General features: G+C 70.3%; 13 protein-coding genes and 1 pseudogene. 9 read left to right on the forward strand and 5 right to left on the reverse strand.

The features are described from left to right. Positions 1-118 precede the first annotated feature (118 nt). The 4 genes from AB0C30_RS10440 to AB0C30_RS10455 all read left to right on the forward strand — a co-directional run bounded on the left by AB0C30_RS10440 (position 119) and on the right by AB0C30_RS10455 (position 5,642). Positions 119-1,360: a histidine kinase gene (locus AB0C30_RS10440; protein WP_357941799.1), complete on the forward strand. Its 1,242-nt coding sequence runs from the start codon at positions 119-121 to the stop codon at positions 1,358-1,360. Then, entirely contained in the window at positions 1,357-2,016 is a 660-nt protein-coding gene (locus tag AB0C30_RS10445) for a response regulator transcription factor (RefSeq protein WP_357941801.1), read from the forward strand. Before AB0C30_RS10440 ends, AB0C30_RS10445 begins: the two co-directional genes overlap by 4 nt. A gap of 201 nt (positions 2,017-2,217) precedes the next feature. Next, complete coding sequence (locus tag AB0C30_RS10450; RefSeq protein WP_357941803.1) at positions 2,218-3,960, forward strand: sigma-70 family RNA polymerase sigma factor; 1,743 nt, start codon at positions 2,218-2,220, stop codon at positions 3,958-3,960. A 68-nt stretch (positions 3,961-4,028) separates the two neighbouring features. Continuing rightward, a complete protein-coding gene (locus tag AB0C30_RS10455) occupies positions 4,029-5,642 on the forward strand; it encodes an AbfB domain-containing protein (protein ID WP_357941805.1) in 1,614 nt (537 codons plus the stop codon). A gap of 84 nt (positions 5,643-5,726) precedes the next feature. Here the strand turns inward: AB0C30_RS10455 and AB0C30_RS10460 are convergent, their stop codons facing one another. Beyond that, positions 5,727-6,524 carry a hypothetical protein gene (locus AB0C30_RS10460; protein WP_357941807.1) on the reverse strand — a complete coding sequence of 266 codons (798 nt, stop codon included), beginning with the start codon at positions 6,522-6,524 and terminating at the stop codon, positions 5,727-5,729. Positions 6,525-6,813: 289 nt separating this feature from the next. On the opposite strand from AB0C30_RS10460, the gene AB0C30_RS10465 reads away from it, so the two are divergent. After that, positions 6,814-9,093 (forward strand): hypothetical protein, encoded by a 2,280-nt coding sequence (locus tag AB0C30_RS10465; RefSeq protein ID WP_357941809.1) that lies wholly within the window; start codon positions 6,814-6,816, stop codon positions 9,091-9,093. Here the strand turns inward: AB0C30_RS10465 and AB0C30_RS10470 are convergent. Beyond that, on the reverse strand, positions 9,082-11,994 hold the full coding sequence (locus AB0C30_RS10470) for a BTAD domain-containing putative transcriptional regulator (protein WP_357941811.1): 2,913 nt from the start codon (positions 11,992-11,994) through the stop codon (positions 9,082-9,084). The genes AB0C30_RS10465 and AB0C30_RS10470 overlap by 12 nt on opposite strands. A 402-nt stretch (positions 11,995-12,396) precedes the next feature. Here AB0C30_RS10470 and AB0C30_RS10475 point away from each other — a divergent pair, with 402 nt between their 5' ends. The 3 genes and pseudogenes from AB0C30_RS10475 (at position 12,397) to AB0C30_RS10485 (ending at position 15,190) form a co-directional block, all read left to right on the forward strand. Beyond that, positions 12,397-12,840, forward strand: coding sequence for a hypothetical protein (locus tag AB0C30_RS10475; RefSeq protein ID WP_357941813.1), 444 nt, complete (start codon positions 12,397-12,399; stop codon positions 12,838-12,840). Between the two features lie 265 nt (positions 12,841-13,105). Then, positions 13,106-13,933: pseudogene (locus AB0C30_RS10480) on the forward strand (carbohydrate-binding protein); the annotation flags it as partial. A gap of 60 nt (positions 13,934-13,993) precedes the next feature. Further along, positions 13,994-15,190, forward strand: a complete 1,197-nt coding sequence (locus tag AB0C30_RS10485) for a cellulase family glycosylhydrolase (RefSeq protein ID WP_357943096.1) — start codon at positions 13,994-13,996, stop codon at positions 15,188-15,190. A gap of 116 nt (positions 15,191-15,306) precedes the next feature. On the opposite strand, the gene AB0C30_RS10490 is transcribed toward AB0C30_RS10485, so the two are convergent. Together AB0C30_RS10490 and AB0C30_RS10495 are read right to left on the reverse strand one after the other, a co-directional pair. Continuing rightward, a complete protein-coding gene (locus tag AB0C30_RS10490) occupies positions 15,307-15,648 on the reverse strand; it encodes a hypothetical protein (protein ID WP_357941815.1) in 342 nt (113 codons plus the stop codon). A gap of 13 nt (positions 15,649-15,661) precedes the next feature. Further along, positions 15,662-17,359: a hypothetical protein gene (locus tag AB0C30_RS10495; RefSeq protein WP_357941817.1), complete on the reverse strand. Its 1,698-nt coding sequence runs from the start codon at positions 17,357-17,359 to the stop codon at positions 15,662-15,664. Positions 17,360-17,781: 422 nt separating this feature from the next. On the opposite strand from AB0C30_RS10495, the gene AB0C30_RS10500 reads away from it, so the two are divergent. Next, positions 17,782-18,402, forward strand: coding sequence for a hypothetical protein (locus AB0C30_RS10500; RefSeq protein ID WP_357941819.1), 621 nt, complete (start codon positions 17,782-17,784; stop codon positions 18,400-18,402). Positions 18,403-18,490: 88 nt separating this feature from the next. On the opposite strand, the gene AB0C30_RS10505 is transcribed toward AB0C30_RS10500, so the two are convergent. Next, on the reverse strand, positions 18,491-21,172 hold the full coding sequence (locus tag AB0C30_RS10505) for a sugar-binding protein (RefSeq protein WP_357941821.1): 2,682 nt from the start codon (positions 21,170-21,172) through the stop codon (positions 18,491-18,493). Between the last annotated feature and the right edge of the window lie 4 nt (positions 21,173-21,176).

Below are 21,176 nucleotides of genomic sequence, written 5' to 3' on the forward strand. Positions count from 1 at the left end.
ACCGCGGTCGTCAGTAGTACGGCTCGATCCGGGTCCGCCCACGGGATGACGGCAGCACCTGAAAACGTCGTCCCCCAGGCTGACTCGCCGCAGCTCCCCGCAGGCTTATCGTCAACCCATGGTCAGGCTTACCGCATCGCCGCACCGGCGCGACGTGCTCCTGGCGCTGGGCATCGCCGGCCTCGCCCAGGCGGAGGTGTGGTCCGGCGCCGTCGTGGGCGGCTCCCGGCCGGCGGTGGCCGCCACCGTGCTGGTGACGGGCCTGGCACTGGCATGGAGCAGACGGGCCCCGACGGTGGTGCTGGTGATCGTGTTCGGCGGCCAGATCGTTCAGGCCTCGCTCGGCGTGGACTCCAACAGCGGCTTCTCGACGCTGTTCGCCCTGGTCATCGCGGTCTTCTCGGCGGCCTTCCACGCGCGGCACCTCATGGCGGTCCTGCCCGTGTCACTGGGCCTGGCCGCGGTGGCGGTGCTGATCGAGAAGGGACCCTCGCCCGCCGACCTGCTCTACGCGGGTGTGTTCGTGACCGGTGTGTGGCTGGCCGGTCACGCGGTGAGCATCAGACAAATCCGCGCCGAGCTGTCCGAACAGCGGGCCGCGCAGATCAAGCGCGAAGCCGACTGGCAGGCGGCGGCCGCGGTCAACCAGGAGCGCGCCCGGATCGCCCGCGAGCTACACGACGTGGTGGCCAACAGCATGGCGGCGATGGCGCTGCACGTCGGCGGGATCCGCCGGCTCCTGCGGCCCGAACAGCAGGCCGAGCGGGAGGCGCTCCTGGTGGCCGAGCAGACCGGGCGTCAAGCGCTGACCGAGATGCACCGGCTCCTCGCCCTGCTCCGCGAACCGGACGCACCCGTGTCGCACACCTCCCTGCCACGGCTGGCCGACGCCGGTGACCTGCTCGAACCGCTCCGGGCGGGCGGCCTGAGGGCCGAGCTGCGGGTTGAGGGCACTCCCTTACCGCTGCCGCCCAGCATCGACCTGTCGGCGTACCGGATCTTGCAGGAGGCAATCACCAACGTGGGCAAGCATGCCGACGCCACCCGGATCGACTGCGTGATCCACTACGGCGACAAGACGCTACGCCTCGATGTCCTCGACGACGGCAGGCCACCGCAGGCGGACGGTGGGTCACCACGGACTGACGGCAGGTCAGCACGGACGGACGGCAGGTCACCACCAGCCGACGGGCCGACGCCTTGGAGCGGCCACGGACTTGTCGGGATGCGCGAACGGGTCGCGCTCTACGACGGGACACTGGAGGCCGGTCCGCAGCCGGGCTGCGGCTACCGTGTCACCGCCGTCCTCCGGCTGACCGGTCAGTCCGGGCAGTCCAGGCAGTCCGGGCAGGGCTCATGACGATCCGCGTGCTTCTGGCCGACGACCAGCAGATGATCCGCGCCGGGCTGCGCCTGATCATCTCGGCGGAGCCCGACATCCAGGTGGTGGGCGAGGCCGGTGACGGGCTCGGCGCGGTGACCGCAGCACGCAGGCTCCGCCCGGACGTGACACTCATGGACATCCGCATGCCCAGGCTGGACGGCATCCAAGCCACCCAACGCCTCTTCGCCGACACCCCGCCGCCGACCCGCGTCATCGTCCTGACCACGTTCGACATCGACTCGTACGTCTACGAGGCGCTTCGGGCGGGGGCGAGTGGCTTCCTGCTCAAGAACGCGCCCCCGGAAGACCTCGTCCACGCCATCCGCGTCGTCGCCTCCGGCGCGGGGTTGCTCGACCCGGCCGTCACCCGGCGGGTGATCGAGGAGTTCGCCCGCACCCCCGCACCACTCCCGCCGCCACCGCAGGTCGCCAGCTTGACCGCACGCGAGCTCGAGGTCCTGCACCTGGTCGCGCGCGGCCTGTCCAACGCGGAGATCGGGGCCCGTCTGTACGTCAGCGAAGCCACCGTCAAGACCCACGTCGCCCGGATGCTCACCAAACTCGCCCTCCGCGACCGCGTCCAGGCCGTCGTGTACGCCTACGAACACGGCCTCATCCGCGCCGGCAACTGACCCACGACGCTCCTGTCCGAGCACGACAGCGCTGCCCGGCGGCACCCACACCACCACTCACCTCGTCGCATGTCCACGACCTCATCGTGCGCACCACGCCACCAACAGGCATATAAGCGACAAATTTGTGTTTTGTGTTATCTCAGTGGTGATGTTCCCGTCTCCTGGTCGGAGCATCGGAGTTCCGGATCGGGGTGATGGATGTACGCGCGCTCGACGTACGAGGTCGAAACGGTGCTGGCGGCCGGGGCGGGCGACCACGGAGCGGTCGACGAGCTGGTGAGGAGCCATCTGCAGCTCGTGTACAACATCGCCGGCCGCGCCATGAACGGCCACCCGGACGTGGACGACGTCGTGCAGGAGACCATGGCCAGGGTCGTGACCGGGTTGTCCGGACTGCGCGATCCCAGGAGCTTCCGATCCTGGCTGGTCGCCATCGCCCTGAACCAGGTGCGGGAGTGGCGGCGGGCCGCCGCCGCCACCACCAACACCGCCGCCCTCGACGAGGCGCTGGGCATGGCGGACGCCAGTGCCGACTTCGCCGGTCTCACCGTCACCCGGCTCGGCCTTTCCGGGCAGCGCAAGGAGACGGTGGAGGCCAGTCGCTGGCTCGACGCCGACGACCGTGAGGTGCTCACGCTGTGGTGGCTGGAGGCCGCGAACGAGATCACCCGGGCGGAGCTGGCAGCCGGCCTGGACCTGAAGGAGAGACACGCGGCCGTCCGCGTGCAGCGGGTCAAGCGGCGGCTGGAGTCGGCCCGCGCGGTGGTGCGGGCCCTCTCGGCCCGTCCCCCCTGCGCCGGGCTGGCGTACGTGGCCGATGGCTGGACGGGCACGCCGTCACCCCTGTGGCGCAAGCGGCTGTCGCGGCATGTACGCGAGTGCCGGATCTGCGCGGATCGTCTGTCAGACCTGGTTCCGGCCGACCGGCTGCTGGCGGGGCTGGGCCTGGTGGCCGTCCCGGCGGGGTTCGCGGTGGGCCTGCTGGAGATGGCGCGGACGGCAGCCGTACCAGTGCTGAAGGGCGGCCTGGTGGCGAAGGGGAAGGTGGCGGCCGGCGCGGTGGGTTCCTCGCTGGCGGCCAAGCCCGTCGCGATCGCGGCGGTCGGCACCGCGCTGATCGCCGGTGGTGCGGTGATCGTCCAGAACCTCCAGCCCGAGCCGCCGCCCCGGCAGGCCGCGCCGGTGATCGCGACCTCCGTCTCCGCCTCCTCCCCGCGCCCCTTGCGGAAGTCGAAGCCGACACCGAAGCCGACGCCGAAGCCGACGCCGACGCGGAGCCGTCCGGCGGGCCTGTACGGGCGCACCGTCGACACGGTGGACCAGGCGCCGCCCAAGGCTCGGCGTCCCGCCCCGCTGCCCCGGCGCGCCGCGGGCACGCTGGCCATCGGCGGGAAACACGGCTACTCGAGGTATGGCGGCGCCCCCCAGATAACGCACCGGGGCGACTACATCACCATCACCGGCAAGGGCTACTTCGAGGTCCGCTGGGGCATCCTCTACCGCAGCCGGCTCGGCGACTTCCGGGCCGCCACCTGGACCGGGCTGAAGGGCAAACTGTTCCACGTCGCGTCTGGCGGTGGGCGGCGGATGGACGACGAGCAGGCGCCGGGCGTCACCTGGATGGGCGCTCCCGAGACCGGCTTCGTCCGGCTGCCTCCCGGTCAGCAGCAGATGTGGCAGAACGAGTTCTACTACCTGGACGGCCGGGTCACCATCCACAACAACGAGAGCGGCACGGACATCGACCTCAACGTGGCGCCCCGGACCTGGAGCGAGGTCTGGCGGGACATCTCCACCGGGCTCGACCCCGCCAGGGGAATCGTCCGTTACGGCCTGACTCGCGACACCGGTGACGACCGTGCCCCCGTCCCGCAGTACGTCACCAGGGCGCGGCCCGCCGACCCCGCGACGGTGCCCCAGCGCAGTCGGGTCTCATCCTGAAATTTCTGTTATCAGCGGCAGGCGGCTCCGTCTCCTGTGACAAGAGTGACCCCTGGGAAAGGACTTCCATGACCACGCAGCCCTCCCGCCGGAGCCTGCTGAAGGCGGCCGTGACCGTGGGCGCGGGCGCCGCCGTACTCCCCGCCCTGCCCGCCGGCGCCTCGGCCGCGGCGCTCAGGCACCCCGGCATGCTGCACACGCAGCCGGATTTCGACCGGATGCGGGCCCAGGTGAACGCCGGAGCCCAGCCGTGGAAGGCGGGCTGGGACAAGCTGGTGGCCAACAGCCGCTCCAAGAGCACCTGGAAGGCTCGCCCGGTGGAGACGGTCGTCAGAGGCGGTACGGGGGCGAACCACGTGCAGCTCGCCATCGACGTGGCCGCCGCCTACCAGAACGCGCTGCGCTGGAAGATCAGCGGCGACAAGGCCCACGGCGACGCCGCCCGCGACATCCTCAACGCCTGGTCGGCCGCGCTGAAGGCGGTGACGGGCAACGCCGACCGTTTCCTCGCGGCGGGCATCCAGGGCTGGCAACTGGCCAACGTCGGCGAGATCATGCGCGGCTACCCGGGTTTCGACCTCGACCGCTTCAAGAAGATGATGCTCACCGTCTTCTACCCGCTGAACGACCGGTTCCTGCGGGGGCACAACGACGCCTGCATCACCAACTACTGGGCCAACTGGGACCTGTGCGCCATGGCCTCCATCCTGGCCATCGGCATTCTCTGCGACGACCAGGCCAAGGTCGACCAGGCCGTGGAGTACTTCAAGCACGGCAAGGGCAACGGCGCCATCATGAACGCGGTGCCGTTCCTCCACCCCGGCGGCCTCGGCCAGTGGCAGGAGAGCGGCCGCGACCAGGGCCATGCCAGCCTGGGCATCGGGCTGATGGGCGTGCTGTGCGAGATGGCCTGGAACCAGGGCATCGACCTGTACGGCTACGCCGACGACCGGTTCATGAAGGGCGCCCAGTATTTCGCCAAATACAACCTCGGCGAGAGCGTGCCGTTCACCACGTACAAGTGGGGGACCGGACAGAACTGCGCACCCCGTGAGCAGACGGAGGTCAGCGCGGCGGGGCGCGGCATGAACGACCCGGTCTGGGCGGTGCTCTACAACCACTACGGGGTCCGCCGGGGCCTGCCGGTGCCCCACATCGAGGCGTACGGCAAGCGGCTCGCCCCCGAAGGGGGAGGCGGGGACTACGGCGGCAGCAAGTATGACAACCTCGGCTTCGGCACGCTGACCTTCACCAGGGCCACGGCCGCGGGCGGGGGCGGGCTGCTGCCGACGGGCGTCTCGCGGGCCTTCCAGTCGGTCAATCGCCCGAAGGCGTACATCCAGGCCGCGGGTGCCGTGGGCCACATCGGGGCGACCGCGCTCGCGCTGCGCATCGTGCCCGGCCTGTCCGACGCCAAGGGATACTCCTTCGTCGACTCCGCGGGCCGATACCTGCGGCACAAGGACTTCCTGGTCCGATTCGACATCAACGACGGCACCGCGCTGTTCAAGCGTGACGCGACCTTCCACGCTCGCCAGGGCACGGTGGACGGCTCGGTGCGGCTGGAGTCGGCCAACTACCCCGGTCGGTTCGTCCGCCACCGCGATGATGCCCTCCGCCTGGACAAGGCAGAGGACACGACGCTGTTCCGCGGCGACAGCTCCTTCAAGCCGACCGCCTGACCTGGCGACGGCTCCTTCAGCCCGACCACCTGACCCGAGTGCCCAGGCGGCGGCGGTGTGACCGCGCCGCCCGGGCACCTTTCGTCAGATCTCGCAGTTGAGCTCGGTGTCGCCTCTGTCGGAGTCGCACGTGTCGGTGCCGCCGTCGGCGCTGATGGTGTCGTTGCCGCCGATCCCGTCGACGGTGCTGATGACGTCGTCGCCGTTGCCGCCCCGGATCTCGTTGGCCGCGGCGTTGCCGGTGATCCGGTCGGCGCCCGCGCCGCCGAACACCCGCTCCACGTCGCCGCCGACGTTGTCGCCCTCGCCGGCCGTGCCGTCGTTGGCCACCCCGTCCAGGGTGATGGTCTGGGCGGCGCCCCGGTTGTTGTACGCCGCCAGGTCCGATCCGGGACCGCCGGAGAAGCTGTCCCGGCCATCGATGCTGTCGGCCTGATAGATGTCGTCACCGCCGTTGCCGAACGCGGTGTCGTCGCCCAGGCCGCCGGAGAGGGTGTCGCCCGCGCTGCCGCCCCTGAGGGTGTCCCGGCCGGCCTCGCCGAACTGCTGCGTGGTCACCGCGGAGTTGTTGGTGATGGTGTCGTCCAGGTCGCCGGCGAAGATCCGGATGACGATGACGCCCTGGCACCGTACCTGGTTGGCCGTGACCTGCGAGCAGGCGCCGCCGTCGGCGCGGACCACGTCGCCGGTGTCGGAGACCAGTACGTTGCCGGAGGCGTCGGTGGAGACGGTGATGTTGTTCACCTTGCCCTGGGCCGCCACCACTTGGAGGTTGTTACCGAAGAGGGCCGCCAACGTGTCCGCGCGGGACGGTAAGGCGAAGACCGCTTGAACACCGGCCATGGTCGCGGCCAACGCCAGGATGGACAGAATCTTTCTCATGTGTGGTGCACACCTCTCTGAAGGGGATGTGCCGCAATTAGAGGGTATGCGCACGGTCCCGGGACAGGTAAAAGGGCGCATATTCTTTATGGCGCGGACAATTATGCGTATTGCCTGGTGGCGGGGCCGCGCGGTCGATATTCGTCCCGACAATGGAACTGAGTGGAACGGAATGGAACGCCGTAGCCGGGAGGCGTTCGCCGTCGAATATCGCGCCGATTCCCATGCAAGATCATGTACATCTGAGTCATACTCTGCTGCATATGGGGCGACGGAGGGCGGCGGATACGTGAGGCGGCTGCGCGGCTGGTGGCTCTTGGTGATCGCGGCGACGGCCAGCGCGGTCGTCTCCCTCCTGGCTTCGTCCATGCCCGCGCTGGTCGGCTCCGTGCTGGTGGGGGCGGTCAGCGGCGGGGCCGCGGTCCTCACCGTACGAGCCGAGCGCGCGATCGACCGGAACGCGGCCACGCAGCCGCAGCTCTACACCGGCGAACGCCGAAAGCCGCTCCAGGTGCGCGACATCGAAGACCCGCTCAGCCTCGGGGTCCACCTGGCGCCCCCGCTGACCGGGCCCGACGGCACGATCGACCGATGCCCGCCGTACACCCGCCGCGACCGGAGCGACGACCTGGAGCGGGCGCTGGCCGTGAGCAGGTTCGTCCTGGTCGTGGGCGAGTCGACGGCCGGCAAGACCAGAGCCGCCTACGAGGCGATGCGCGCGTGCCTGCCGGACCACACGTTCATCCGCCCGGTGGGCAAGCCGGACCTGCCGCAGGCCCTGGACCTGGCGCGGCGCCGGAGCAAGAGCGTCGTCTGGCTGGACGACCTGGACCTGTACCTGGGCGTGGACGGCCTGACGGCGGAGATGATCAGCCCACTGATCGCCGCCCCGGACCGTCATTGCGTGGTCCTGGCCACGATGAGGTCGCACGAGCGGGCTCGCTACAGCCCTCGGGCGAGCTCGGGTCTGAGCGACAGCGACCGGCAGGCGCACCGGTTGGCGGGAGCCGTGCTGAAGCAGGCGCTGGAGATCCGGATCGAGCGCCTGTGGTCGCCGGACGAGCGGCGGGCGGCGGCCGACGTCGACGATCATCGGATCCGCCAGGCGCTCGAGCATGGCGACCAGTACGGCGTGAGCCAGTATCTGGCCGCCGGCCCGCAGCTGTTCCAGGAATGGCTGGACGCTCAGGGCTCCTGGCCGGAGGGCCGGCCGCGCGGCGCCGCGCTGGTGAGCGCGGCGGTCGATGTACGGCGGGCGGGGGTGCAGCGGCCGGTGCCGCTGTCGTTGCTGCGCGAGTTACACGAGGGCTACCTGCGGCCCGGTGTTCGCCCGGAATCGTGGGAGCAGGCACTGGACTGGGCGACCCAACCGCTGCACTCGACCAGCAGCCTGCTCGTTCCGGCCGAGGACGAGCAGTATGTGGCGTTCGACTATCTGGCCGACGCTCTGGACGAGGCCCAGGGCCTGCCCGAGGTGCCGGGACAGACCTGGGAGGCGGTCGTCTCCTTCGTCACCGCGAGTGATGTCGTGGAGGTCGGCTGGTCGGCATATTTCCGGAACCGTACGGATATCGCCGAGCGTGCCCTTGACCAGGCGTTCGACGCGGGGCTTCTCGAGGCGGCGCTGGACTTCGCCCACATGATGAGTTCGGCCGGCCGCGATGAGGACGTGGTGAGCTGGCTGGAACGAGCCCTGGCCAGGGCGGCCGAGAGCGGCGCCCCGCCGGAGGAGGTGATCGCCCTCCGAGACCGGGTGGCCTGGTGGATCGGGGCGCGCTTTCACCAGAGCGGAGATCCCGCCCGGGCGCTCGACCTGGCGCGGGCGGCCGCGGAAGAGAGCGAACGCCTCCTGGGCGCGGAGCACGCGCAGACGTTGGCGTGCCGCCTGACGCTGGCCCGCCAGGTCGGCGCGGTGGGCCGCACGGAAGAGGCGCTCGCGCTGGCGGAGGAGCTGGTCGAGGTCGGTACGCGGGTGCACGGGGCGGACAGCGGCATCGTGTTCGGTGGACGGTTCGAGATCGCGATCTGGACCCGGTGGGGCGGGAATCCCCGCCGGGCGGTCGAGCTCTGGCAGGAGCTCGCCGCCGACAAGGTCGCGATCGGTGACAGCGAGATCGCCGACAGCCTGGACAACATCGAGGCCGCCCTTGAGGAGGTCGGCGACCCGCGGCTTGACGCGGATGCCGTCGCCTGGCTCGACGAACTGGGTGAACGTGTGCTCCAGGAGGGGGCGCTGGACGGCTGGGGCGCCATGACGCTGTTCACCAACCTGGCCTGGTGGGTGGGCGGCCGGATGGACGGGGCGGGAGATCACGAGCGGGCGAGAGAGATCGCCGAATGGGCCCTGGAGGTGGGCCGGAGCGTGTTCGGCGCCGGTGACGCGCATGTCCTCGCAGGGGAGGTCATCCTCGCGCACCAGCTCGGCAGGCTCGGCGACCCCGAAGCCGCGGTGCGGCGCTGCGCGCGAGCGGCCGAGGACGCGGCCCGGATCTATGGCGAGACCCATCTCCTCACCGGCTTCGCGCGATCCGTACTGAGCCGGTGGAGCCCGCAGGACTCAGCGGGATGAGATGACGCGGGATGAGGCGACGATGTCCGAGAGCCAGGCTTTCTCCGGTTCGAGCATGGATTCCGTGGAGAAGCCGGTCTCCGCCTCCACCTCGGCGATGTCGGCGCGCACCTGTGCCGCCTCGCTGTCGGCCAGGTGGTCGAAGATGGTCAGGGACCGCCGCCAGGTCTCGACGGCCAGCACCGGGCAGCCGGTCGCCGCCAGGGCCTGGCCGAGGATGTGCAGGGTGCGGGCCTCGGTGTTGCAGTCGCCGATCTCACGGCTGCGGTCCAGCGAGCGGAAGCACCAGCGGATCGTCTCCTCGTGGTCGCCCAGCGCGGCGTACGTGATGCACATGTCGGTCAGCGCGATGCCCTCGCCCCAGAGATTGTCGATCGCGCGGAAGGCGGCGAGCGCGGACAGATGGTGCTGGAGTGCTGTACGCGGCTGGCCGAGAGCGAGCAGCGCCCGGCCGAGCCCGGCCGAGGCGATGGCCTGACCCCAGTGATAGCCGAGGTCGGTGAAGATGGCCAGCGCCTCCCGGTGGCACACGACGGCCGCCTCCGCCGCGTCCAGGTCCCGGTGCACCAGGCCGAGCGTGTTCAGCGCGTTGCCCTGGCCCCAGCGGTCGCCGAGATCACGCTGGAGCGCCAGCGCGATCTCGGCGTGCGGGAGCGCGTCCTTGAACTGCCGGCGGTCCCAGTGAGCCAGCGCGAGGCTGGTGCGGATCGTGGCTTCGGCGTGCGCGTCGCCCAGCAGCAGCGCGGCCTCCAGGCCGATCTCGTTGCTGGAGATCCAGGAGTCCCAGTGCTTGCGCAGGTTGAAGAAGCTCCACAGCGCGCACGGCAGCTGCCATGCCACGCCGTACTGGCCGAGCGTGAAGGCCCGCCGTACGGCGGCCATGAGGTTGGCGTGCTCGGTCTGGAGCCAGCACAGCGCGGCGTCGTAGCCGGAGAAGGTGTACAGCTCGCACGACGGCTCCAGCGGCGGGAGCGGAAGGCCCTGATGCTGGGGGTTGAGCACCTGATCGGCCTGGTCGACGGTGTGGAGGTACCACGACAGCAGGCGCTTGACCGCGGCCAGCCGGTCGGCGTCGGACTCCTCGGCCTCGACCCGTTCGCCGGCGTAGACGCGCATCAGGTCGTGCATGCGATACCGCTCGACGCCGCCCGTCTCCAGCAGGCACCGGTCGGTCAGGATCTCGGCCAGCCGCCGTGCCTCGGCGGGCGGGACCCCGATCAGCGCCGCGGCGGCGCCGACCCCGAACTCCGTCCCGCTGTGCAGCCCGAGCAGCCGGAACGCCCGCGCGGCCCGCGGATCGAGCGCCTGGTACGACCACGAGAACACCGCCCGCAGGCTCATCTGCGGATCGTCGTCCACGTCGAGCAGGTCGAGGCGGGACCGCTCGTCGCGCAACTGGGCGACCAGGTCCGCCAGCCGCGCGCCGGACCGCCGGGTCACGTGCTCGGCGCTGATCGCCAGCGCCAGCGGAAGGTGGGCGCACAGCCGGGCCAGCTCGGCCGCGGCCTCGGCCTCGGCGGACACGCGCCCGGCGCCGAGGATCTTGCCCAGGAGCGTGTACGACTCCGCCTCAGGCAGCCTGCTGAGGAAGACGTGCCGCGCGTCATCGTGTACGGCCAGCCCGGCCAGGCGGGTGCGGCTGGTCACCAGCACCAGGCAGTCAGACCCGGGGAGCAGGGGTCGTACCTGGGCGGTGTTGCGGGCATTGTCCAGCAGCACCAGCACCCGCCGACCGGCCAGCGTGCTGCGCAGCAGCGCGGAGCGGGCCTCGACCGCCGTGGGGATCTGGTCGGCGGGTACGTTCAGGGACCGCAGCATCATCTCCAGGGCGGTGGCGGGCGCCATCGGCTCGCCGGGGCCGAACCCGCGCAGGTCGATGTGCAGTTGCCCGTCGGGGAAGCGCTCCCGCACCTGGTGGGCCCAGTGCACGGCCAGCGCGGTCTTTCCGACCCCGCCCGCGCCACCGATCGCCGCGATGACGATGGGCCGATGCTCCCCTTCTTCCGGAAGTAAGTCGTACAGCTTCGCCAGGTCCGTGTGGCGGCCGGTGAACCGGGCGAGATCGGACGGCAGCTGGCGCGGCACCGGGGCCGGGGGATAGGTCGCGGGCTCGGCGGGCGCCGACTCCGTCGTCGTCAGGGGAATGCCGTTCAGCACGGCCTGCTGGAGACGCCGCAGCTCACTGCCGGGATCGATGCCGAGCTCCTCGCGCAGCAGGGCGGCGACGTGGCGGTAGACCTCAAGCGCCTCGGCCCGGCGCTCGGCGAGATGGAGGGCCAGCACCAGTTGTTCCCAGAGCCGCTCGCGCAGCGGGTGCTCGGCGGTGGCGGCCTTGAGGTCCGCGATGATCTCCTCGTGGCGGCCGGTCCGCAGCCCGAGGTCGAACCAGCGCTCCAGCAGCCGCATCCGCTCCTCTCCCAGCCGGGGCACCTCGTCGCGGTGCAGCGACTCCGACACCACGTCGACCAGCACCGGGCCCCGCCACAACGCGAGCGCCTCGCGCAGCAGACCGGACTCTCCCGCCTGGTCGCCCGCCCCGGCCGCCAGCGTCGCCTGTCCGGCCAGCTCGCGGAACCGCTCGACATCGAGGGTGTCGGCGTCGGCCCGCAGGATGTATCCCGCCCCCATGGTCTCGATCAGCGGCCGCCCGTCGGCGCCGTCGTCCAGTGCCCGGCGCAGCCTGGTCATCTGGGTGTGCAGGGCCGCGCGCGCCTGCTTGGGCACATCGTCGCCCCACACGTACTCGATGAGTTTGTCGGGCGGTACGTGGTGGTTGGCGTTCACCAGCAATGTCGCCAGCGCGATGCGCTGCTTGGCCGCCGAGAGCCGTACCGGCCGGCCGCCGCGTGTTATCTCCAGTGGTCCCAGCACACTGAACCGGATCCCCGTACCCGTTTCCATCCGTGGACCTTTCCGCGATCTCCCGTCGGTGTGCGCGCCATCCCCAATGACACGATCACCTGTTCGCACTCTCCACCATGCAGCAAGGAAGGACGGTTTCCGCGTGTCCCGGAATACATCCTGTCCGGAGTTCTACTTCGTAGCCATCCTTAATACGGCCGCCCCGCGCTGGGGCGACAGGTTGCCGAAAGGATGACGTCAGCCTTTTGACAGGGCAGCTGTTTACCGTGATGACGACAAGGGGTCAGGAATTTCACGTAGACCAGGGGGAGAAACATGCAGAAAAGACATCTCGGGGTGGCTGCGGTGTCGGCCATTCTACTCGCCGGCGCCGTTGTGTCCGCGCCGAGCGCGTCGGCGGCGCCCGCGTCCGTGACGGCACGTCCGGCGGGGGCAGCGTCTGTGTCCGCGATGGCACGTCCGGCGGGCGACGCAGCGGTGGCAGCGGCGGCGGCGGCGCGTCCGGCGGTGGCTGCGGCCGATCCCATCGACTGCAGTGGATGGTGGCACTTCACGGGCAACGACCCGAAGTCCGCCCGTATGGTCCGCTGGGGCGGCACCAACGGACGCCCGCAGTTCAACCTCATGTACGGCAAGATCCAGGGCATCCAGCACGGCTGGGCCCAGTTGTCCGGCGCCAAGCAGGGCGACTGGGTCACCCTTGACGTGACCAGCGACGGGGGCCGTACCTGGGGCTACTGCGGTCCGTTCGAGGCCCGTTGGGACGGGGACATCGTGACCACTCCCGCCGCGCGCACCTCGAGCGACCCGAACCTGCAGTTCCGCGCCTGCGGGGCACCGAGGGGCGTGCCCGGCAGCCGGGCCATCTGCACCGCCCCCTGGTGACAGGGACCGCGTCCTGGCCACCGCATCGCACCCATCGGCCAGGACGCGGCTCTCGGCGGCTGAGCCGGTGCGGCCCTCGGTGGCCGCACCGCAGGGGCCCGGCGGTGGCCCTGGACGGGGACACCGCACGCGGTCCTCGGTGAGCAAGACCCGAGTCTGACTGGGGCGGTCAGATTTGGGTCTTGCTCGCCGGAAGACCTCCGATCTACGCTCCAGATTACTCGTTAGTTAACTTTCCTAATAAAACGAGTAGGAGCACCCCCCGATGCACCGATCCATCCGGCTTGTCGCGCTGGCCGCGCTCGTCGCCGCCCTCTTACCCGTCGCCCCCGCCCAGGCCGCCCCCACCACCCGAGCCGTCGCCCCCTCCCGATACGAGGCGGAGAGCGCCACGATCTCGCAGGGCGTGGTCGAGTCCAACCATGCCGGATTCAGTGGGACAGGATTCGTCAACTACGACAACCTGACCGGCAGCTACGTCGAGACCACGATCAACGCCCCGAGCGCGGGCACCGCCTCGATCACGCTGCGTTTCGCCAACGGCACCACGGCCAACCGCCCGATGGCCATCGCGGTCAACGGCACCACGGTCAACCGGGACTTCCCGAGCACCGGTGACTGGACGACCTGGCAGGACGTCACGATCACGGCGCCGGTCAACGCGGGCGCCAACACCGTCAGGGCCACGGCGACGACCGCCAACGGCGGGCCCAACCTCGACTACATCGACGCCGACGTGGCCGCGCCGTCGAACGACTACCAGGCGGAGAACGCCACGATCTCGCAGGGCGTGGTCGAGTCGAACCACGCCGGCTACACCGGCACGGGCTTCGTCAACCTCGACAACGTCGTCGGCTCGTACGTCGAGTTCACCGTGAACGCGGCCACCGCCGGCAACGCCACACTGGCCCTGCGTTTCGCCAACGGCACCACGGTCAACCGCCCGATGGCCATCGCGGTCAACGGCACGACCGTGAACCGGGACTTCCCGAGCACCGGTGACTGGACGACCTGGCAGGAGGTCACGGTCGCGGCCGCGTTGAGCGCGGGCGCCAACACCGTCCGCGCCACGTCCACCACCGCGAACGGCGGCCCGAACCTCGACCGGTTGAGCGCCTCAGTCATCGGACCACCTGACACCGAGAAGCCGTCCGTGCCGGGCAACCCGCGCGCCACGGGCACCACGTCCGCCTCCATCACGCTCGCCTGGGACGCCGCCACGGACAACAGCGGCACCATCAAGGACTACCGCGTACGCGAGGGCGATACCGTCGTGGCCACCGTCACGGCCGCCACCGCCCAGATCACCGGACTGGCGCCCAGCAGCACGCACACCTATACGGTCACCGCCCGCGACCCGTCGGACAACGAGTCGGACCGCAGCGCCGCCGTCACGGCCACCACCCAGGCGGGCGGCACCGGCACCCCCGTCGCGGCCAACGGCCAACTGCACGTCTGCGGGGTCAGGCTCTGCAACGAGCACGGCAAGGAGATCCAGCTCCGCGGCATGAGCTCGCACGGCCTGCAGTGGTACTACCAGTGCCTCAACACCGCGTCACTGAACGCGCTGGCCGACGACTGGAAGGCCGACGTGCTGCGCATCTCCATGTACATCCAGGAGGACGGCTACGAGACCAACCCCCGCCTGTTCACCGACCGGGTGCACAACCTGATCGAGCAGGCGACGGCCAGAGGCATGTACGCGATCGTCGACTGGCACATGCTCACCCCCGGCGACCCCAACTACAACCTGGCCCGCGCCAAGACGTTCTTCACCGAGATCGCCCAGCGGCACAACGGCAAGAACAACCTGCTCTACGAGATCGCCAACGAGCCCAGCGGCGTCTCCTGGTCCACGATCAGGAACTACGCCCAGCAACTCATCCCCGTCATCAGGCAGTACGACCCCGAAACCCCGATCCTGGTCGGCACCCGCGCCTGGTCCTCCCTCGGCGTCTCCGACGGCGCGAGCGAGACCGAGGTCGTCAACAACCCGGTCAACGCGACCAACATCATGTACACCTTCCACTTCTACGCGGCCTCCCACGGCACCGAATACCTCAACACCCTGTCGAGGGCCGCCGACAAGCTCCCGATGTTCGTCACGGAGTTCGGCACCCAGACCTCCTCCGGCGACGGGTCGAACAACTTCACGAGGTCGCAGCAGTACCTCGACCTGATGGCCCAGAAGAAGATCAGCTGGACGAACTGGAACTACTCGGACGACGAACGCTCCGGCGCCGTCTTCACCGAAGGCACCTGCCCCAACGGCCCCTTCACCGGCACTTCTCGCCTCAAGGCGGCCGGCGTGTGGGTCCGCGACCGAATCCGCACCCCGGACGACTTCTGACCCACGTCAGACCGCTTCCCTTTTCTCTCCCCCGAAGGGGGTATCTCTCAAAGGACCCCAGCCACCACGGACCGTCACACGGATCGAGACGGTCGGATGACGAGACAGCCGGGGTCCTAGGAGAACAGCTCGCGGATCTTGCCGATGACCTCGACGATGACCGACACCTCGCCAGCCCTGAGCGAGAGCCGCTTCAGGGCGTCGAGGATGCGCGACCGGTCCGGCTCGGCCTCGGCCAGCTCCCGCCGGACGTCAGCCGCGTCCCGCCGCGCCTTTCCCGGCTCGTCCACGACCGACTCGTGCTCCCCGAGCAGCCTCTCCAACTGATCCAGCAGCATCTCGGCCGTACCAGTCCCCGAAGAGCCCAGGTGGTTGACGGTGGCGCGGGCGTGCGCGCCCATCGCGATGGGCCCATTGACCTGCCCACCGGTGATGTGCAGGCCGTATTCCGTTCCCATCGAATCCTCCCCGCTAGTCACGTGTCTGGCCGTAGGTCGCCGACGCGTGCTCGCCGAACGCGATCGGCCCGTTCACCGTGCCGCCGGGCCCCACCGACATCGAGTACGAGGTCACGCTGGCCGCCTGCAGCCGGTAGGCGCCGGTCTCCACCTTCCGCTCCTCCAGGAAGTCGAGGACCGCCTCGGTGAGCCGCTGCTCGATCATCTTGATGTACTTCGTGACGTCGAGCACCTGGATGTGGGTCTGGAGGCGCTCGCTGGCGCCCAGTTCGCGGACGCTGAAGCGGGCCCCGTACGGATAGACGATGTGGTCGCGGGGGTTCGGCGTCATCGAGCTCTGCCGTACGCTCTGCACGATCGTCCGGACGACCCGGACCGGAGCCGCCAGCACGTCGCGCAGCAGCTGGAGCTTCAGGACCTTGACCGCCTCCCAGGTGATCCGCCCGCTGGTCATGGCGGGCAGGCTGTCGACTACGTGATAGAGGTCGTGGGCCGGCGGGAGCACGGTGACCACGAACTCCGTGTAGAGCATTCGGCCTTCGACGGCGAGGTAGATGAACGCGGATGTCAGCGCCTCCTGGTCCTCGGCCGGCGCGACCAGGTTGCCGTTGAGGTCGCGGATCTCCTGGCCGGCGTTGTTGATGGTGACGCGCTGGTAGTACCGAACGCCGCCCTGCGGATGGCGGGCGATTGCCGCGATCTCCTCGGGGGTGGCCAGGTAGCGGGGCAGGCCGTTGCGGTCGATCATCGGATGCGGCCCGGCCGCGCGGTCGCGCTGCCCGTCGGCGACGGTGAAGATCCCGCGCGTCACCACGTGGTCTCCGATGTCGAGCCGCTGGATGCCCTCGTTGGGCCGGAGTACGCGGTCACGCATGTCGATGAGGCGGCTGCGGACGAAGCCGTGCAGCTCGACCGGGTCGATGTCGACGGGGTCCGCCCGTCGTGCCGGCCGGTGATTCTCGCGTACGCGGTCGAGTTCGACGGCGATGGACCAGTTCCGCTGGATCGTCCCGGCGCCGAGGAACGCGTCCTCGTTCGCGTACATGGTGATGTTTCCCCACTGCGCGCCGCGGATGTAGTCGAGGCGGCGGGCCAGCTTGGGGTGCGTGGTTCTGATGATGGGTTCCGGCGCGCCCGGCTTGAGGCTCCCGACGAGGGTCAGGTAGATCGCGATCCGGTACACGAGCGCGACGCCGAGCGTGACGGCCGGAACCATGAGCGCCTGCAACAGGGAGCCGGTGCTGTCGCTCACGACATCCGGAGCAGCAGGCTCAATTCCGTATATATCGGGAAATGATGAGCGGCGTGAGGTGAGCAACCCCGTAGCCGCGGAGAAGAGCGCGCTGAAGATCGCTAGAAAGAGCAGCGAGAAGGCCGAGTAGCCGGCCCAGAGCCAGATCAGCGCCCGCAAGTACAGCGGCCCGCGCCGGATCCCGTCCACGGTGAGAAGGGCGAACGGGATGAGGGCCGTCACCCATGCGAATGTGCTCAAAGGGGCGATGAAACAGCCGATGGCGAAAAACCCGGTGATCAGGGCGTCGCGGACCACGAGCATCGTCCGGGATCGTCGGCAGTGATAGATCACCGGCATCAGGTCGAAACCCCCGTAAGAGGGAGGGATCGCCCGATACTGGTCGAACAGCAGCTCGGCCAGAACTTTGTCGCGGAAGCCACTATCCAGGTAGGCGGCGCCGCAAAGGTAACGCGTCACATTGCCCATGCGAGACGTTTTCACATTCGCGGTCCGCGTGTGCGGGGAATCCGTTCCGGAGCTGTTGAGCATCGTGGCCGCCTCCCGCTCATTCGTGCGTGGCGGTGAGCCTATAGTGGGCGAATATCTCAAGAGTGGCTCGTTATCAAATAGTCTTCTTTCGGTAATGCGGGCGGCTGTCGACACGACGAATCAGCAATAAAGCATTTGTCCTGGTTTTTCGGGATTAATTAGGGAGAGGTGCATTGGTGGATGAATCGGGCTCCGGCCGCCTTTGTGGGCGATGCGGGGCCGACGCCGGGAACCTCGACCGGTGCCCGAGGTGTGGAGCGGCCCTCGCGGAGCCACCGGCGCCAGCGGACGGTGGGGAATGGGACCCCTGGGATCGGCCGCGGCCCTGGACGTCGCTGGTCTTCCTCGGCTTGATCCTGCCGGCGCTCGCCCTCGGGCTGGTCTGGTGGCTCGCCTCCGGCCTCCCCTGGCCCTCCGGTGAAGGAGACACCCAGGCGCGGCAGGACGAGGTGCCCGTGCTCACCGATGCCACCGGCGCGACCTCAGCACCGGCGACCGACACCGGAGCACCGGCGGCCGACACCGACCAGGCCGCCCGGCAGGCCACCGGTCTGGATGATCTGCTGACCAACAGCCACTCGACCCGCGCCAGCCTGTCGGGCGCCATCGCCCGCGCGAGCAAATGCGAGCGGAGCGGCGTGAACGCCATCCAGAACATCACCGTCAACCGGCGCGACCAGCTGACCATGGCCCAGGCACTCGACCTGACCGCCCTGCCGGAGGGACCGGCGCTCAAGGAGTCCCTCGTCGCCGCGCTCCACGCCTCCTACTCCGCCGACGCCGCCTTCCTCACCTGGTCCCGGCGCCACCTGGCGAAGGGCTGCACAGGACCCATCGCCGCGGATCCCGACTACCAGCGCGGACTCGACAAATCGGGCGACGCCCAGACGGCGAAGGCCCGATTCGTCGAGGCGTGGCGCCCCATCGCGGAAACCTACGGCCTGACCCACTGGAAGGCCGACGACATCTAGACGACATCTAAAGGGGCAGAGGACCGTCCCGAAGCCCGGCGTCCGCATCGTCGAGACGAGGGGTTCGACGATGCGGACGCCGGAGTCGTCAGCGCACGCGGACCTGTGAGGCCAGCGTGCCGCCGCTCGTGGCCTGCCATCCCGCCACCACTGTCGGGTGGCCGCCCGTCGCACGGGTCAGGGGTACGGTCACGGTCGTGGTGCCCTTACCGGAGACGGTGACGACGCGGCCGCCCGCCGTGCCCTGGTCGTCGCGGACGAACAGGTGCGCCTTGCCGGCGGCGTTGGCGCGCAGCGTCACCTTCACCGCGTTCCGTCCGCTCGTGGCGGAGACCACCCGGCCGCTCTCCGACTCCTTCGCCGCGGGACCGCCGGCGAGCGGGAGGTGGACGCGGACCGCCTGCTCCAGTGACTGCGGCGAGTCCAGGCTGGACAGCCCGGTGTCGGGGATCACCGGGTCTGGTGGGGTGGTCGGCCGATCGGCCGGCGGCTGGTAGCCGGGCAGTGTCGCGACGCCCCACCGGTACGGGTCACCCTGGACGCCGCCCCAGGTCGACCAGCCGATCCGGGTCTGGCCGGTCTTGTCCTGGGTGTCGGAGTCGTACACCAGGATGTTGAGCCCGAGATGCGCGGGATCGACCGCACCCGGCAGGGTCTCCATCGGGATGGCCATCTCCACGTCGTACGCCCCGGCGGAGACCTTCGAGGCCACTCGCATGCCGGTGGCGGGTCCCTGGTGGTTGTCGGCGTCGCGCAGCGCGCAGGGCGGGCCCTCGGCCGTCACCGGCAGCACCGCGGCCTTGAACGTCGTGGAGGTGTTCTCCGACGTGCCGCGCGGGTCGAGGGTCACCTCCACCGAGTCGGTACGCCAGTGCCGCTTGCAGTCGGAGGCGGGCAGGCGGGTGCCGACGACGTCGTCCTTCACGTGGACCATCAGGAACAGCGTGTCGTCCCGCCAGGTCACCTTGGCCGTGCCGGAGCAGTCCGCGGCCGACGAGCACGCGGTGCCCTCCCACAGGCGGGAGATGTCGAGGGCGGGGCCGGCGTATTCGCCGTCGCCCTCCACGCCGTCGACGGCCGGCGCCGCCGTGGCCTGCGGGATGGCCGCCGCCGGGACCAGTTCGAGCGCGGGCTTGCTCACCGACGATCCGTCCGCGCTGGTGGTGGTGATGGTGTACGCGTAGTCGCCGCCCTGGTTCGAGGTCTTCAGCGCGGGGTCGGAGTTGGTGACGGTGAACGGCACCGTCGTCGAGGCCCCGGCCGCCAGCCCGCTGTAGGGCGCCTCGGCTCGGTCGGCGGTGAAGCCCGCGGGCAGGTCCAGCCGTACGGTGCCGGACTGGGTGGTGCCGCTCACGTTGGTGACCACGACGCCCACTTGGCGGGAGCCGCCGGACGGGAGGGTGAGCACGGGCGTGACCAGGCCACGCAGCTGCGGTACGCCGAGTTCGGCGGTCCACTTCTCGTACTGGGCGACCTGGGGGAGCAATTGCTGCCCACCTCGTACGGCCGGGCTGACCTCGACCTGCCGGTCGGTGTAACCGCGTCCATGCTCGGTGGTCAGCGTGGCCGCCAGGCGAACCCGGTCACCGGCGCTCACGCCCTGGGGCGGCGTCACCGTGAAGGTCGCGGATCCGGTACGCCCCTGGGCGATCCTGCCGAGGTCACCGGAGCCGCTGACCACCCAGCCCTGGGGGGCGCGCAGCGCGGCGGACGATCGGCCGAGCGGTTCGCCGGATGGGGCGGTCGCGGTGACCTTGACGGTGAAGGCCGTTCGCGGGCGGACGTCGAACGTACTGGGCCGCAGGTCGAGCAGGGTGCCGAGCGGCACGGTGCCGGCCGCGCGGGTCAGCGCCCCGTCGAGGATCGCCGTCGGCGCGGCCGCCGCCGCGCTCCCCGGCTCGGGGAAGGGTACCCGCGAGTCCACCTGGGTGAAGAAGTCGCAGCCCAGCTGGGCCGGGTCGGACGGCACGTCGGGGAAGACGGCCCAGCCCTGGGAGGCGTACGAGCGCTGGGCCTCGCGCTCGATGGTGGCCCAGGTCTTGCCGCCCTGGCTCTGGGAGGGGCGTCCGCTCCACACGCCGTACACGTTCTGGGCCGGGTTGGTGGGGCGGAACGTCGCGGCGCAGGCCGGACCGATCTGGGAGGTGCCGCGCCCGCCGCCGAGGAACAGCCGGGCGGGTGCGAAGGGCCGCAGCCCCTCACGGGTGAGCTGCTCGGGGAACGCCTTCGGGTCGGCCGCCGCGTAGAACGCCTCGACGGCCAGCCGGGCGGCCTGCTGGTGGTTGCCGTGGTTGCCGGGGGAGGGGGCGGGGTCCATGGTCAGCATGACCTCGGGCCGGGTCTGGCGGACGACCCGTACGACCTTCTCCAGGGTGTCGTCCCCCCAGATCTGGTCGGTGAGCGGGGCGCTGACCGTGTAGTAGAAGTCGACGTCGTCGAGGTTGAACACCTCCCGCACACCGGCCTTGCCGACCGCGGTCCGCTCCTCGGCCTCCCGCAGCAGGCCGAGCGCCGGGCCTTCCTCCGGCCCGACGGCGTTGCCGCCGCCCTCGCCCCGGGTGACGGTGACGACGCCGGTGCGGACCCGGTGGTCCTCGTTCCACTGGCCGAGCGTGGACAGGCTGAACGCCTCGTCGTCGGGATGGGCGCCGACGAACAGCGCGTCGAGGTCAATCGGGGGAGCGGGGGCATGTTCGGCCAGCGCGGGCGCCGCCGGTACGAAAGCCAGCGCGGCGGCCACCGCTACCAGCGCGTAGAGCGACCTCTTCAAGGGA

The sequence above is a fragment of the Nonomuraea sp. NPDC048901 genome, assembly GCF_040649695.1.
GTDB lineage: Bacteria > Actinomycetota > Actinomycetes > Streptosporangiales > Streptosporangiaceae > Nonomuraea.

Excerpts from the sequence above, each read along its gene's own strand:
- AB0C30_RS10440 (WP_357941799.1), top strand. The coding sequence starts at position 119 with ATGGTCAGGCTTACCGCATCGCCGCACCGGCGCGACGTGCTCCTGGCG.
- AB0C30_RS10445 (WP_357941801.1), top strand. The coding sequence starts at position 1,357 with ATGACGATCCGCGTGCTTCTGGCCGACGACCAGCAGATGATCCGCGCC.
- AB0C30_RS10450 (WP_357941803.1), top strand. The coding sequence starts at position 2,218 with ATGTACGCGCGCTCGACGTACGAGGTCGAAACGGTGCTGGCGGCCGGG.
- AB0C30_RS10455 (WP_357941805.1), top strand. The coding sequence starts at position 4,029 with ATGACCACGCAGCCCTCCCGCCGGAGCCTGCTGAAGGCGGCCGTGACC.
- AB0C30_RS10460 (WP_357941807.1), bottom strand. The coding sequence starts at position 6,524 with ATGAGAAAGATTCTGTCCATCCTGGCGTTGGCCGCGACCATGGCCGGT.
- AB0C30_RS10470 (WP_357941811.1), bottom strand. The coding sequence starts at position 11,994 with ATGGAAACGGGTACGGGGATCCGGTTCAGTGTGCTGGGACCACTGGAG.
- AB0C30_RS10490 (WP_357941815.1), bottom strand. The coding sequence starts at position 15,648 with ATGGGAACGGAATACGGCCTGCACATCACCGGTGGGCAGGTCAATGGG.